Genomic DNA, 15,141 nt, shown 5'->3' on the forward strand with positions numbered 1-15,141 from the left:
GGTCGGATCATGAGCAGGGATTTGAGCGACAGGTGCAGGCTGCCCCAGGCTTTCTGGCGGGCGGCGGAGCGTATGGGGCTGCCCGCTCCGGCCCTGCTGCGGCAGGCGAAGCTTCCCGCAACGCTGCACATCGCTCCGGATGCATGGTTGACCACGGCGCAATATTTCGACCTGTGGCGGGCGGTCGAGGCCCTGTCGCAGGATTCGGCCATCGGCCTCCGGATGACGGTCGAGACAGACACGGCGATGCATCCACCCGCCACCATGTCAGCCTTCTTTGCCCGCGACTATCGCGACGGGTTGCACCGCCTGGCCCGCTTCAAGCGGCTGTGCACCCCGGAAGAGCTTTCGGTAACGGAAAACGGCGGCGAAGCCCGGATCGCCGTAAGATGGTTGCACACTGACGAGGCCGAGCCGGACGCTGCGGCCGACGTCACTTTCGCCGCCCTTCTCGAACTGGGGCGGCGGGGCACCGGCAGACACGTCACCCCGGTTCGAGTGGAGATGATTCGCCGTGGACCTGTTTCCGACGTCCATCGGAGTTATTTCAATGCACCCATCCGCACCGGCTGTCCGCAGAATGCCATGGTGCTGAAACGCAACGATCTCGATCTTCCCTTTGCCGGCCATAATCCCGAACTGCTGGCTATACTGGAGCCCGCGCTTGCGACCTCCCTTGGGGAGATCGAGGCGCAATCCTCGCTGCCGGAGCAGGTCAAGATTCTGATCAAACGCCGCATCGCAAGCGGCAAGCCGGAGATTTCCGAGGTGGCGCGCGAACTCGGCATGAGCGAAAGAACCCTACAGCGTCGTATCACCGAACAGGGATCGAACTATCGAGCGCTCATTGAGCAGGCGCGGCAGGAACTCGGCCGCGACCTGCTTTCAGACAAACGCAATGGAATTGAAGAGATAGCCTTCCTGCTGGGTTTCCAGGACACCGGCTCGTTCTATCGGGCGTTTCGAACCTGGGAAGGTGTGACGCCAGCCCAGTGGCGAGGGAGACACTGACATTGAACAGAGCGTCGTCAGCTACCGGCCAAAGGCCGGAAGCTGCCTCTCGCTTTCCGCATCGGTGTTGGCTTTGGGGAGGTTGTCCATTGACAGCGGACCGATGCGCATGGGGCTTACCCCCCTCTGCCCTGCCGGGCATCTCCCCCTCAAGGGGGGAGATCGGCAAGAGGCCCTTTTGTCGCTTCATTTTCAAGCTTCCAGATGGGCGAGACCTTGCCACAGATCGATCTCCCCCCTTGAGGGGGAGATGTCCGGCAGGACAGAGGGGGGTAAGCCCCATGCGCATCGGTCCGCTTTGGGTTGACGACCTCCCGAAGTTTTAGGACCGCGCCAGTTCCGCCAGCTGTGTCATGATCATCGCCGCCCCCGCCAGCCGCTTCTCCGGCGTCGGCAGGTCGCGGGTCAGGAACAGGCTGTGATCGGGGCGGATCTTCGCCATCGTGCCCTGCTTGCCGATATAGGCGACCAACGCTGCGGGGTTGGGGAATTCCTTGTTGCGGAATTGCACGACCACGCCCTTCGGCCCGGCATCCACCTTCTCGACATTGGCGGTGCGGCAGAGCGACTTGATGTAGACGATCTTGAGGAGATGCTGCACCTCTTTCGGCAGCGGGCCGAAACGGTCGATCATTTCCGCGCCGAAACCATCGATCTCGCTTATATCCGCAAGCTCGCCGAGACGGCGGTAGAGACCCATGCGCAGATGCAGATCCGGAACATAATCCTCCGGAATCATGACGGAGGTGCCAACCGAAATCTGCGGCGACCAGCCGCTATCCTGCACCTGCTCGTCGCCCTTCACTTCGGCAACCGCCTCTTCCAGCATCTGCTGGTAAAGCTCGAAACCGACTTCCTTGATGTGGCCGGACTGTTCCTCGCCGAGCAGATTGCCCGCGCCGCGAATATCGAGGTCGTGGCTGGCAAGCTGGAAGCCGGCGCCCAGCGTATCGAGCGATTGCAGCACCTTCAGCCGCCGCTCCGCCATCGTCGTCAGCACCTTGTTGACCGGCAGGGTGAAGAGCGCGAAGGCGCGCACCTTGGAACGTCCGACACGGCCGCGCAGCTGGTAAAGCTGGGCCAGACCGAACATATCGGCGCGATGCACGATCAGCGTATTGGCGGTCGGCACGTCGAGGCCGGATTCGACAATGGTGGTCGACAGCAGCACATCATATTTGCCGTCGTAGAAGGCGTTCATGATGTCTTCGAGTTCGCCTGCCGGCATCTGCCCATGCGCCACCGCCACCTTAAGTTCCGGCACATCCGATTGCAGGAAGGCGTGAATGTCAGCAAGATCGGCAAGACGGGGGCAGACGTAAAAACTCTGGCCACCGCGATAATGTTCGCGCATCAGCGTTTCGCGGATCACCAGCGGATCAAACGGCGAAATGAAGGTGCGCACTGCCATGCGGTCCACCGGCGGGGTGGTGATGAGCGACAATTCGCGCACGCCCGTCATGGCAAGCTGCAGGGTGCGCGGAATGGGCGTCGCAGAGAGCGTCAGCACATGCACGTCGCTCTTCAGCTCCTTCAGGCGCTCCTTGTGCTTAACGCCGAAATGCTGCTCTTCGTCGATGATCAGCAGGCCGAGATTGGCGAAGCTGATGCCCGCGCCGAGCAGCGCATGGGTGCCGACGACGATATCCGTCTTGCCATCAGCCACTTCCTTTTTCGTCAGCGTCAATTCCTTGGAGCCGACGAGGCGCGAAGCCTGCTGCACCCGGATCGGCAACCCACGGAAGCGTTCCGAGAAGGTGCGGAAATGCTGGCGGGAAAGCAGCGTGGTCGGCACCACCACCGCCACCTGCACGCCGTTCATGGCGGCGAGGAACGCGGCGCGCAACGCCACCTCGGTCTTGCCAAAACCGACATCGCCGCAGATGAGCCGATCCATCGGCCGGCCAGCGCCGAGATCCTCGCGAATGGACTCAATCGCGTTCAGCTGGTCTTCCGTCTCGTCATAAGGGAAACGGGCGGCAAATTCGTCGTAAAGCCCATCCGGCGCAGTCAGCACCGGCGCATGGCGCACCAGGCGCGCGGCGGCGATGCGGATAAGCTCGTCTGCCATGTCCAGCAGGCGTTTCTTGAGCTTGGCCTTGCGCATCTGCCATGCGCCGCCGCCAAGCTTGTCCAGTTGCGCTTCCGCCGCATCCGAACCGTAACGGGACAGAAGGTCGATGTTTTCAACCGGCAGGAACAGCTTGGCGTCATCGGCATAATGCAGTTCCAGACAAGCGCGCGGCGCACCCGCCGCCTCGATTGTCCGCAGGCCAACGAAACGGCCGATACCATGTTCGGCATGGACAACCAGCGAGCCCTCATCCAGCCCCGCCACTTCCGAGATGAAATCCGCGCCGCGCTTGCGGCGCTTGGAGCGGCGCACCATGCGGTCGCCGAGAATATCCTGCTCGCCGATAACGGCCAGTGTTCCGGTCTCGAATCCCGCCTCAAGGCTCAGAACCGCCGAGGCCGCCTCGCCCTTGCCGAGCTTCTCCACCTCTTTCAGCGAGGTGACCGGCTTGATCTTCTCAAGCCCGTGCTCGTTCAGCACCTGCAACAGCCGGTCGAGCGAACCTTCCGACCAGCCTGTTATCAGCACCTTCCAGCCCTTGGCGCGGCGCTCGGCAATGTGCTTCACCGCCAGATCGAAAACATTGACCCGCTCTTCGCTCTCGCCTTCGGTCGGCGGGCGCGCCCAGCGCGGACCGACATGGGCGTCGAGCGTCGCGACCGGGCGGCCTTCGCTGTCCTGTTCGTTGAAAGGGGTCAGACGCACGGCGTTAACGGCGGCGAGCGCGGCATCGAAGCTCTTGCCATCGAGATAAAGCTGGCCGGGCGAAACCGGCTTGTAGGGCGCACCCTGCGTCGAGCCCTTGGTTTCGCCGGAACTGCGGCGCGCATCGTAATAATCGAGCACCAGCTTGGAGCGCTCTTTCGCGGCCTCCCGCGCCGTGTGTTCGGTGACGATGCGGAAATCCTTCAGATAATCGAAGGCGGTCTCCAGCTGCTCGTAAAACAGCGGCAGCCAATGCTCCATGCCGGCATAACGGCGACCTTCGGAGACGGCCTGATAAAGCGCGTCGTCGCGGGTCGCCGCACCGAACAGCGACAGGTAATTCTTGCGGAAACGGCTGATCGTATCCGGCGTCAGCGTCACTTCGCTCATCGGGTTCAGATCGAGCGAGCGCGCCTGACCGATGGTACGCTGGCTGGCCGGATCAAAGGTGCGGATGCTTTCCAGCGTATCGCCGAAGAAATCGAGCCGCACCGGCTCTTCCGTGCCCGGCACGAAGACGTCGAGAATGCCGCCGCGCACGGCGAATTCACCCACTTCACGCACCGTCGCCACCCGGTCGAAACCGTTGCGCTCCAGCCGCGCGGCAATCTCCTCCATGCGGATCTGGTTGCCGGGTTTGGCAGAAAAGCCGAGACTCTCGATAATGTCGCGCGGCGCCATCTTCTGCAGCATGGCGTTGACGGTGACGAGCACGATGGCCGGATGCGGTTTCTTCGCATGGGCAATCAGACCGGAGAGCGCCGCCAGCCGGCGCGCCGAGGTGTCGGCGCTCGGTGACACGCGGTCATAGGGAAGGCAGTCCCAGGCGGGCAGCGTCATCACCGGAATGTCAGGTGCGACGAAACCGAGGATCTGTTCGAGATCGGCGACCCGCTGGCCATCCGACATCACATAAGCCACCGACGTGCCCGCCCGCGCCATATCGGCAAGCAACAGGGCTTCCATGCCGGAAGGCACGTTTCCGATGGTCAGCGGCGTATCGGCCGACGACACCAGCTTTGCATCGAATCCGGCTATCATATTCTCACGCTTTCAGGGTGTCAGTGGTGACGAGATCGAAATCGGGACGGTAGGAGGCGATCTTCTCAAACAGCGGGGTCTGGAATTTTTCCGGTATGGCAAGGGCGCCGGTCACCATCTTGACGAGGTCGTTATCCTCTTCCGCCATAATGACTTCCAACTCGTCGAGCTGGTCATCGGAAAGCCCGGCAATATTGTCTTCCGCGAATTGCCCGAGCACCAGATCCATCTCGCGAATGCCCCGATGCCAGCAGCGGTAAAGAATCCGCCGGCGTCTCGGATCGAGGTCGGCACTCGTGCGCACCAGTCCAGTCATCGCATTCACCTTTCGGTTGATTAATCAACAAATTGTTGACTGCGACCTCCTATAGAACAGGAGGCGAACGCTTGGGAACCGGTTTTTATCGAAATAATGCCACGGCGGTGAAAATCTGCCGGTGATAACCCGCCTTTGTGACCAGCGAAGTCTTGCATAAGCCGCCCCCTTCCCCGATTTTGCTGACCCATGCGCCCGGCCATTCTTGATCCGCTGTTTGCCTCCGTCTCCACCCTTGCCGGTGTGGGGCCGAAACTTGCCGATCTTCTGGCCAAGCTGCTCAGCCGGGAAAGCGCCGACGACACCCGCGTCATCGATCTCCTCTTCCACGCGCCATCCAACGTCATCGACCGCCGCAACCGCCCCGGCATTGCGCTGGCAGCACCCGGCGCCATTGTCACCATTCAGGGACGCATCGACCGCCACCAGCCGCCACCGCCGGGAAACCGCAACGCGCCCTATCGCGTCTTCCTGCATGACGAAACCGGTGAACTGGCGCTGACCTTCTTCCGCGCCAAGGGCGACTGGCTGTCCAAGGCCCTGCCCGTCGATGAAGAGGTTCTCGTCAGCGGCAAGGTGGACTGGTTCAACGGCCGCGCCTCCATGGTGCATCCGGATTTCATGGTGAAGCTTTCCGAGGCGGAAAACCTGCCTTTGGTGGAAGCCGTTTATCCCATGACCGCCGGGCTGTCTGCCAAGGTGCTGCGCAAGGCAATCGAAGGCGGGCTTTCAAAGCTGCCGGTCTTTCCGGAATGGATCGATGAGACGCTGAAGACCCGCCATGGCTTCGGCGACGTCGCTTCAAGCTTCCGCGAATTGCACGACCCGCGCGACAGCGCCGATATCGAGCCGCAGGCGCCGGCACGCAGGCGGCTTGCCTATGACGAATTCCTCGCCGGGCAGCTGTCACTGGCGCTGGTGCGCCAGCGACTGCGCAAGGTGGCGGGCCAGCCGATCCGCGCCAGGGGCGATATCGCCGCAAAGATCCTGTCGCAACTGCCCTTCTCGCTGACGGCGAGCCAGAGCGCTGCGGTGAAAGATATCCTGACCGACATGGCCGGCGAAGACCGCATGTTGCGGCTGCTGCAGGGCGATGTCGGTGCCGGCAAGACCCTGGTGGCGCTGATGGCCATGGCGACCGCCGTGGAGGCCGGCGGACAGGCGGTACTGATGGCCCCGACCGAAATCCTCGCCCGCCAGCATTACGCCACCATATCCAAACTCGCTCAGGCAGCAGGCATCACCGTCGAAGTGCTGACCGGCCGCACCAAGGGCAAGGAGCGCCGCGAGATCGAGGAGCGCGTCGCGTCCGGCGAAGCGCAGATCGTCATCGGCACCCATGCGCTGTTTCAGGACAGCGTGAGTTACAGGAATCTCGTGCTGGCAGTGGTGGACGAGCAGCATCGCTTCGGTGTGCACCAGCGCCTGCGCCTCACCGCCAAGGGCATCACGCCGCATATGCTGGTCATGACAGCCACGCCCATTCCACGCACGCTGGTTCTGGCTGCTTTCGGGGACATGGATGTCTCCAAGCTCACCGAAAAACCGGCGGGCCGCAAACCCATCCAGACCGTGACGATCCCCACCGAACGGATCGGCGATATTGTCGAGCGACTTCGTGCGGCGCTGAAGGAAGGCAAGAAGGCCTACTGGATCTGCCCGCTGGTGGAGGAAACGGAAGAGTCCGAGCTGATGTCGGCGGAGGAGCGCCACGCGGTTCTCTCACAGATGCTCGGCGCCAATATCGGCCTGATCCATGGACGCATGAGCGGCCCGGAAAAAGACGCTGCCATGCTCGCCTTCAAGAACGGCGAAACCCGCCTGCTGGTGGCCACGACAGTGGTCGAAGTGGGCGTCGACGTGCCGGATGCGACGATCATGGTCATCGAACATGCCGAACGTTTCGGCCTCGCACAGCTGCACCAGCTGCGCGGCCGTGTGGGACGCGGCGACGAAGCCTCCACCTGCATCCTGCTCTATAAAGGCCCGCTCAGCGAAAACGGCCGCGCTCGGCTGTCCATCCTGCGCGACAGCGAAGACGGCTTCCTGATTGCCGAGGAGGATTTGAAGCTGCGTGGTGAAGGCGAGCTGCTCGGCACCCGCCAGTCCGGCACGCCGGGCTTCCGCATCGCAAGCCTCGAAGCCCATGCCGACCTTCTGGAAATCGCCCGCAAGGACGCAGCCTACGTCATTGAGCGTGACCCCGAACTGACAGGTCCACGCGGCAATGCGCTGCGTACCCTGCTCTATTTGCACCGCCGCGACGAAGCGATCCGCTTCCTGCACGCCGGCTGAAAGTGAACCGCCATGAACATGATCGACCCACGCCGCCCGCCACCCGCCTTCCGCAAGGGCTACGCGCTCTGTTCGCCGCAGAATATCCTGCAGCCCGAGACATTTGCGAAGAGTGCGAAAAAGGCGATCGGCAAGGCGTTCAAGAAGCCCGGCCGCAAGAAGGCGTGGAGCCAGGCGATGGAAGAAGGCTGGAGCGTGCGGCTGGTCTATATGCGGCTTTTCGTTCCCGTATTCCACGCGACCAATACGGGGACCGAAGTGGATGATCTGGATGATGAGGACTGACCATGAAGTCCGGAGACTGTTGGGCTAAAGCGCCGAAGGCCACCGCTGCGATGTGTGGATGATCGTCAAAATTTCGATATCCCCGCCCACGCGGTAAGCAATGATGTAGGAAATGTCGGTAAGCACGGCTTCCCGTGTTCCTCTGATGCGTCCGACCCGCCCCATGGCTGGCTGTTCCACCAACATATCAACCGCTGAAACAATGCGGGAAATCACCCGGGCCGCAGCCGCTGGGTTATCCTTTTCGATATGCGCACCAATTTCATCGAGCCGTCGCAGCGCCCGTAAGGTCCAACGAATTCGCCGGTCACTCATGACGGCCGGGCGGATTTTACATATTTCCCGACAATGTTTGCGAGATCCTCAGCTGTCCCGAACTCGCCGCGTTCGGCTTCCGCCACACCCGCCTCGATCTCGGCAAGCTGCCACTCCTCGCGGGCGATAAAGTCCTCAATCGCCCGCGCCGCCATGTAGGATCGCGACCGATCAAGTTTTTCCGCCAATTGGTCGAGTTTGTCGGCAACCTCATCAGGCAGACGCACAGTAAATGCAGTCATAATCGCAACCCTTGTTGGTTCACTGTGATTATTGGTGAACCACATTGGTTCGTCAACCGTATGGCTTTACCTCCCTCCGTGAGAATGGAGGAAGGAATCTAGCGCCTTGCGAATGCGTTCAAACCGGCGCAATCATCTTCGGCGGCTTGAAATCCGGGGCCACCAGACCGCCGGATATCAGCAGTTTCGCCGCATCTTCCGGCGTCATATCCAGCATCACGATCTTGTCTTTCGGCACGAACAGCAGAAAACCGGCTGTCGGCACCGGTGTCGGCGGCAGGAAGACGGCGACCATCTGCTGGCCCATTTCGTTGAAACGATGGGCAAGCTCGCCCTTGGCCTCGGAGGCAACGAACACCATCGCCCAGGTGCCGGATGACGGAAACTCGATCAGGCCGACCTTCTTGAAGGAGTTCGAATGCTCTTTCAGAACGGATTCGAACAGCTGCTTGATGCTCTTGTAGATCGGCCGCACCAGCGGCATGCGGTTGAGGATGGATTCGCCGACGCCGAAAATCCATTTACCGATGAGGTTATTGCCGAGAAAGCCGATGAGGGTGATGCCGATAACGGCGATCAGCAGGCCGAAACCGGGAATAGCCACATCGAAATATTGCTCGGGATCGTAACGGGCCGGAATATAGGGCTTCACCCAGCTATCCGCCCATTGCAGGAAGCTCCACACCAGCCACATGGTGATGGTGACGGGCGCGAGGATCAGAACGCCCGTGAGGAAACTATTGCGCAGCCGGGCTGCGAATGAAATTTTGACTGGAATATCGGTCATTTACCGTTCGGAATTAAGCGTTGTCGCCATCGAAACCCGGATGAAAACCGACAATGCCGGATGGAGTTCCACCATGCAAGCGAAGAACTGTGAAATATTCGTTAGGAATCCCTTGCGCATTCACCCCTTCGACATGGCGAAAACCGAAGCGGCCATAGTAATCCGGATCGCCCGCGACAACCGCGCCGGAAGCATTCAGACGCTCCAGAACGGCAAGCCCGTCCCGCACCAGCCTGGAGCCGACGCCCTGCCCCTGCCGTTCCGGCGTTACGGAAAGCGGCGCGAGACAGAACCAGCCGGTCTCGCCGCTGGTAAGCGTCACTGGCGAAAAACCGATATGGCCGATGATGCCTTCGCTATCCTCGGCAACCAGTGAAACGGTAAGCGCGCCCGCCCTGCGCAACCGCTCGACGATCAGATGTTCCGTCTTGTCGCTATAATCGACGTTACGGAAAGCATCTTCCGTAACGCGAGCAATCGCCTCTTCATCGCCCTGACGCTCCGGCCGGACGATCATTCCACCGTTACCGATTTAGCAAGGTTGCGCGGCTGGTCCACATCCGTGCCCATGAAGACGGCGGTGTGATAGGCCAGCAGCTGGATCGGCAGCGAGAAGACCATCGGCGCAATAAGCTCATCGACATTGGGCAGCGTGATCGTCGCCATGGTGTCGAGCTTGGATGCGGCGGCCCCCTTCTCATCGGTGATGAAGATGATGCGGCCGCCGCGCGCGGCGACCTCCTGCATGTTCGAAACGGTCTTCTCGAAGAAACGATCATGCGGCGCGATGACGATAACAGGCATGTTCTCGTCGATCAGCGCGATCGGGCCATGTTTCAACTCGCCGGCGGCATAACCTTCGGCGTGGATATAGGAGATTTCCTTGAGCTTCAGCGCGCCTTCCAGCGCCAGCGGGAAGCTGGTGCCGCGGCCGAGATAAAGCACGTCCTTGAAACGCGACAGATCGCGCGACAGCGCTTCAATCTGCGGCTGGATGCTGTTGAGAACCTTGCTCATGATGCGCGGCATCTCGGTGAGATGGCGAACCAGTTCGGTTTCCTGCTGGGCCGTGACCGTACCGCGCGCTTTTCCGGCGGCAACGGCGAGCGAAGCGAGCACGGCAAGCTGGCAGGTGAAGGCCTTGGTGGAGGCGACGCCGATTTCCGGACCGGCAAGGATCGGGAAGATCGCATCGGATTCGCGTGCCATGGTGGATTCACGCGTGTTGACCACCGCGCCGATCTTCAGCCCTTCCTGCTGGCAATAACGCAGGGCCGCCAGCGTATCGGCGGTTTCGCCCGATTGCGAAATGAACAGCGCAGCCTGCGTGGGAACGAGCGGGATTTCGCGGTAACGGAATTCCGAGGCGACATCGATTTCCACCGGCAGACGGGCATAACGCTCGAACCAGTATTTGCCGATCAGGCCGGACAGATAGGCCGTGCCGCAGGCGGAAATGGCAAGGCCGGAAAGCTTGGCGAAATCGATGGCCGTGTCGGCCTGCTTCACGGTCTTGGAGGCAAAATCCACGTAATGGCTGAGCGCATGCGAAATGACTTCCGGCTGCTCATAGATTTCCTTTTCCATGAAGTGGCGATGGTTGCCCTTGTCGACCACATAGGCCGTCGCCTGCGAGATCTGACGGTCGCGCTTCACCGGCTTGCCGGAGAAATCGATGATCTCAGCACCCTGCCGGGTCACGATGGCGCAGTCGCCATCCACCAGATAGGTGATCTCGTTGGTGAAGGGCGACAGCGCGATGGCGTCGGAACCAAGGAACATTTCGCCCCGACCGTAACCAACGGCAAGCGGCGGGCCGGAGCGCGCCGAAAGCAGCGTGCCGGGATCGTCCTTGAACATCACCACCAGAGCATAGGCGCCCGTCACGCGGTTCAGCATCTTCAGCATCGCCTCGCGATGGCCGAGACCCTCGCCGGTATACTTTGCCAGAAGCTGCGCCACCACCTCGGTGTCGGTCTGGGTGGTGAAGGTCGCGCCCCCGGCGGTCAGCTCTTCACGCAGTTCCGCGAAGTTTTCGATGATGCCGTTATGGACGACGGCAACGCCATCGACGAAATGCGGATGGGCATTGGTTTCGTTGGGAACACCATGCGTTGCCCAGCGCGTATGGGCGATGCCGACCACACCCGGTAGCGGCTTTTCCGAAACCAGTTTCTCGAGATTGAACAGCTTGCCTTCCGCCCGGCGACGGTCCATCGCGCCATTGTCGATGGTGGCGACACCAGCCGAATCGTAACCGCGATATTCGAGACGCTTCAGCGCATCGACAAGCCGTTCAGCAACGGGCTGGGTTCCGACAATTCCGACAATTCCGCACATATATTTCTCCACCGGCGATCTCTTCGCCGAAACTACTAACCGTTCCCGAACAATCCGCAATTATGGCGCCGGTCACTTTCGGTATCGTTTGGTAACGTCCGTCAGGACGACTTTTTCTTCGCTTCCTTCAACGCCTTCGCCCGCTCGCGCACCACCGTCGCGCGACCGGGTTTCACCTCCTGGCGTGCGCGCCCGAAAGCCAGCGCATCTTCAGGCACGTCATCGGTAATGACGCTGCCGGAAGCGATATAGGCACCCTTGCCAATGGTGACAGGTGCAACCAGCGACGAGTTCGAGCCAATGAAGCTGTTGGCGCCAATGCGCGTCTCAGCCTTGTTGTAGCCGTCGTAATTGCAGGTGATGGTGCCCGCACCGATATTGCTGCCCGCGCCGATGAATGCATCGCCGATATAGGTCAGATGGTTGACCTTGGCGCCCTCACCGATCTCCGCCTTCTTGACCTCGCAGAAATTGCCCACCTTGGCATTGGCATGAAGGTTCGCGCCCGGACGCAGCCGCGCATAGGGGCCGACGGCCGCACCTTCGGCGACATGCGCCCCTTCCAGATACGAAAACGCATGGATGATGGCGCCCGGCTCGATGGTGACGCCGGGACCGATGACGACATTCGGTTCGATCAAAACGTCCTGACCGATCTTCGTGTCATAGGAGAGGAAGACGGTTTCGGGCGCAATCATCGAAACGCCGTCCACCATCAATTCGTGGCGGCGACGTTCCTGCCAGAGCTTCTCGATAAAGGCCAGTTCGGCGCGGTTGTTACAGCCGACCAGCTCGGCTTCGGGCGCATCGATGGCGACGGCGCGGCGGCCGAGGGAACGGGCGATCTCGACCACATCGGTCAGATAATATTCGCCCTTCACATTGCTGTTGCCGATCCGGTCGAGCAGGTCCAGCGCGTTGCGGCCGTTGATGGCCATCAATCCGCTATTGCACCAGGTAACCTTACGCTCCGCATCGGTCGCATCCTTCTCCTCGCGGATAGCGACAAGTTCGCCATCCTTGACCAGAAGCCGGCCGTAGCCGGTCGGGCGATCGGTATGGAAACCGATGACGGCGACATCGGCGCCGGCGGCAATCGCCTCACGCGCCCGGTCGAGCGTTGCAGACGTGATGAGCGGGACATCGCCATAGGCAACGATGAGATCGTCGAAACCGCGCTCGATGGCTGCGCGTGCGGCAAGAACCGCATGGCCGGTGCCCTTGCGTTCCGTCTGCAGGAAAGCTTCGACCTGAAGACCCTTCATGCTTGCGGCGGCAGCGACATTGTCGGCATCGCGCCCGACCACCAGCGCCACCGTGCCGACGCCAGATCCAGCCACCGCCTCAACCACATGGCTGATCATCGGACGCCCGGCGACCGGATGCAGCACCTTGGATTTCGACGATTTCATGCGCGTGCTGTCGCCCGCTGCGAGAATAACGGCTAGAGAGCTGCGCTCCATAAGACCTCCAACACCCAGTCACCGACCGCAGGGCGGCCAGGACGGCGGCATATGTTTGACTTCACGCCGTCCGGCAAAACGAACGGGCGCATCGGTAATTTCATTCCGGAATTGCTATAACGGCGGCCCACTTAAGAAACCATGCAAATCTGCACCAAATTTCCGCACCGATTTTCATCAAACGTGATTGGAACGGGATCGCATCCCGCTCCCGCGGTGTGATTTATCGCCGGGGGTTGCGGGCAGTGAATTCCAGCACCTGCTGGCGGCCGTTTTCGATCAACCTTTCCATCTCGCGGCGCGCTGCGGCCTCATCGCGCAGGCGAAACGCCTCCACGAGCCGCAGGTGGGAGGCGGACACGTCGGAAATCTCATTGGGATCGGTTTCCGGGTTGCTCATCCGGAAAATGCCCACCAGAGCCGCCTTTATCAGCGAACCGACGGTGCGCATGAACGGATTGCCGGACATTTCGGTAATGAGGACATGGAAATTCATATCCGCAAGCGCGCGCTTTTCCTTGGAATAGGCCGTATTGCCCATCTCGTTGGCGTAAGCGGCGAGCTTGGCGATATCGGCGTCCTTTGCCCTGATGGCGGCAAGCCCTGCGCCATAGGGCTCGAAGGCGTGACGGATATCGTAAAGATGCAGCAGAAACTCGTCGCTGACGCCCGCCTCGAAATGCCAGAGCAGCACTTCGCTGTCGAACATGTTCCAGCTTTCGCGCTCCGTCACCCGGGTGCCGATACGCGCTTTGGGGGAAATCATGCCCTTGGCGGTCAGCGTCTTCATCGCTTCGCGCAGCACTGTGCGCGATACTTTCAGCCGCTCCATCAGCTCGGCATCGCCCGGCAGGATATCACCCGTCTTGAAGGTGCCGGATACGATATCGAGACCGAGCTTGTGAACGACCTGTGCATGATTTGTCTGCAGCTTTCGAAAACCGATAGCCGCATCGAGCATTCCGCGCTGCAAGTGCCATGTCCTTCCGTTCGGTTGGCGATCTTAAAAAATCGCGCCAGACGTGTATATCTCAAGTCAGAATATAGTGAAAAACATCAAGTCGCCTGAAAAGCAAAGGCAAACTTCGTCCACGGCGTAAAACATATGAAAATAACAAAGGCCGCACATGAATTTCATGCGCGGCCTGTTATCAGCGGGAATGGAAAGTCCCGTTATTGCGGCAGCTTGTCGTCCACGCCCGCGACGTAGAAGTTGAGGCCGAGCAGAACGCCGTCCTCGGCCTTTTCACCCGCCTTCAGCCATTCCGAACCGTCCTGCTTCTTCACCGGGCCGGTGAAAGGGTGCAGCTCGCCCGACTTGATCTTGGCTTCGGTATCCTCAGCCATCTTCTTCACGTCGTCAGGCATGTTGGTATAGGGCGCCATGGTCAGGATGCCGTCCTTCAGGCCGTCCCAGACGGATTCGGACTTCCAGGTGCCATCGAGAAGAGCCTGTGTGCGCTTGATGTAATAGGCGCCCCAGGTGTCCTTGATGGCGGTAAGCTGCGTCTTCGGACCGGCCGCGATCATGTCGGAAGCCTGACCGAAGGCCTTGATGCCGCGTTCTGCCGCAACCTGCATCGGCGCGGTGGTGTCGGTGTGCTGGGTCAGAATGTCGACGCCCTGGTCAATCAGCGCCTTGGCGGCATCGGCTTCCTTGCCGGGGTCGAACCAGGTGTTGGCCCAGACGACCTTCACCTTGAAGTCGGGATTGACGGACTGCGCACCGAGCACGAAGGCGTCGATGCCCATCACCACTTCCGGGATCGGGAAGGAGGCGATGTAGCCGGCGAGACCCTTCTGCGACATCTTCGCGGCGATCTGGCCCTGAATGTAGCGGCCTTCATAGAAGCGCGAATTGTAGGTCGCGACGTTTTCGGCGGTCTTGAAGCCGGTGGCGTGTTCGAACTTTACCTTGGGGAACTTCTGGGCGACCTTCACGGTCGCATCCATGAAGCCGAAGGAGGTGGTGAACACCAGTTCGCAGCCCGAACGGGCCATGCGCTCGATGGCGCGTTCGGCATCCGGACCTTCCGGAACGCTTTCGAGGAACGGCGTTTCGATCTTGTCGCCGAAATGCGCCTGCAGTTCCTGACGGCCGATATCATGCGCCTGCGTCCAGCCGCCATCGGTCTTTGAACCGACATAGATGAAGCAGACCTTCTTGGCGTCGGCGGCTTCCGCCGAAGAAACGACGCCGCCGAGAGCCGCAACCGAAGCGGCGAGTGCGATGACCAGTTTTTTCATTTTTACCCCTGTTGGTTTGG

General features: G+C 60.9%; 13 protein-coding genes. 3 read left to right on the top strand and 10 right to left on the bottom strand.

Annotation, left to right across the window (positions count from 1 at the left end; genetic code table 11):
• The first annotated feature begins 72 nt into the window (after positions 1-72).
• Positions 73-1,011: an AraC family transcriptional regulator ligand-binding domain-containing protein gene (locus ACQZ40_RS18080; protein WP_448748419.1), complete on the top strand. Its 939-nt coding sequence runs from the start codon at positions 73-75 to the stop codon at positions 1,009-1,011.
• A gap of 322 nt (positions 1,012-1,333) precedes the next feature.
• Here the strand turns inward: ACQZ40_RS18080 and mfd are convergent, their stop codons facing one another.
• Both mfd and ACQZ40_RS18090 read right to left on the bottom strand, forming a co-directional pair.
• Positions 1,334-4,831 carry a transcription-repair coupling factor gene (mfd, locus tag ACQZ40_RS18085; protein WP_448748398.1) on the bottom strand — a complete coding sequence of 1,166 codons (3,498 nt, stop codon included), beginning with the start codon at positions 4,829-4,831 and terminating at the stop codon, positions 1,334-1,336.
• 4 nt (positions 4,832-4,835) lie between these two features.
• The gene (locus ACQZ40_RS18090; protein WP_065655165.1) at positions 4,836-5,147 is read right to left on the bottom strand and encodes an FAD assembly factor SdhE; all 312 of its coding nucleotides are present in this window, start codon (positions 5,145-5,147) and stop codon (positions 4,836-4,838) included.
• Between the two features lie 189 nt (positions 5,148-5,336).
• Here ACQZ40_RS18090 and recG point away from each other — a divergent pair, with 189 nt between their 5' ends.
• Positions 5,337-7,442, top strand: a complete 2,106-nt coding sequence (recG, locus tag ACQZ40_RS18095; RefSeq protein ID WP_448748399.1) for an ATP-dependent DNA helicase RecG — start codon at positions 5,337-5,339, stop codon at positions 7,440-7,442.
• Between the two features lie 12 nt (positions 7,443-7,454).
• Positions 7,455-7,727: a hypothetical protein gene (locus ACQZ40_RS18100; protein ID WP_448748400.1), complete on the top strand. Its 273-nt coding sequence runs from the start codon at positions 7,455-7,457 to the stop codon at positions 7,725-7,727.
• Between the two features lie 24 nt (positions 7,728-7,751).
• On the opposite strand, the gene ACQZ40_RS18105 is transcribed toward ACQZ40_RS18100, so the two are convergent.
• From ACQZ40_RS18105 to ACQZ40_RS18140, 8 genes are all read right to left on the bottom strand, one after another.
• Positions 7,752-8,042: a type II toxin-antitoxin system RelE/ParE family toxin gene (locus ACQZ40_RS18105; RefSeq protein WP_448748401.1), complete on the bottom strand. Its 291-nt coding sequence runs from the start codon at positions 8,040-8,042 to the stop codon at positions 7,752-7,754.
• Complete coding sequence (locus ACQZ40_RS18110; RefSeq protein ID WP_448748420.1) at positions 8,039-8,284, bottom strand: CopG family ribbon-helix-helix protein; 246 nt, start codon at positions 8,282-8,284, stop codon at positions 8,039-8,041. Before ACQZ40_RS18110 ends, ACQZ40_RS18105 begins: the two co-directional genes overlap by 4 nt.
• Positions 8,285-8,402: 118 nt before the next feature.
• Positions 8,403-9,071 carry a DUF502 domain-containing protein gene (locus ACQZ40_RS18115; RefSeq protein WP_059760288.1) on the bottom strand — a complete coding sequence of 223 codons (669 nt, stop codon included), beginning with the start codon at positions 9,069-9,071 and terminating at the stop codon, positions 8,403-8,405.
• 13 nt (positions 9,072-9,084) lie between these two features.
• Positions 9,085-9,588: a GNAT family N-acetyltransferase gene (locus ACQZ40_RS18120; protein ID WP_448748402.1), complete on the bottom strand. Its 504-nt coding sequence runs from the start codon at positions 9,586-9,588 to the stop codon at positions 9,085-9,087.
• On the bottom strand, positions 9,585-11,411 hold the full coding sequence (gene glmS, locus ACQZ40_RS18125; protein WP_448748403.1) for a glutamine--fructose-6-phosphate transaminase (isomerizing): 1,827 nt from the start codon (positions 11,409-11,411) through the stop codon (positions 9,585-9,587). The genes ACQZ40_RS18120 and glmS overlap by 4 nt, the downstream gene beginning before the upstream one ends.
• A 101-nt stretch (positions 11,412-11,512) precedes the next feature.
• Positions 11,513-12,874, bottom strand: a complete 1,362-nt coding sequence (gene glmU, locus ACQZ40_RS18130) for a bifunctional UDP-N-acetylglucosamine diphosphorylase/glucosamine-1-phosphate N-acetyltransferase GlmU (protein WP_078052488.1) — start codon at positions 12,872-12,874, stop codon at positions 11,513-11,515.
• A 223-nt stretch (positions 12,875-13,097) separates the two neighbouring features.
• Positions 13,098-13,835 carry a FadR/GntR family transcriptional regulator gene (locus ACQZ40_RS18135; protein WP_448748421.1) on the bottom strand — a complete coding sequence of 246 codons (738 nt, stop codon included), beginning with the start codon at positions 13,833-13,835 and terminating at the stop codon, positions 13,098-13,100.
• A gap of 212 nt (positions 13,836-14,047) precedes the next feature.
• Complete coding sequence (locus ACQZ40_RS18140; protein ID WP_003523439.1) at positions 14,048-15,121, bottom strand: BMP family ABC transporter substrate-binding protein; 1,074 nt, start codon at positions 15,119-15,121, stop codon at positions 14,048-14,050.
• Between the last annotated feature and the right edge of the window lie 20 nt (positions 15,122-15,141).

It is taken from the genome of Agrobacterium sp. 16-172Ci, from assembly GCF_053522725.1.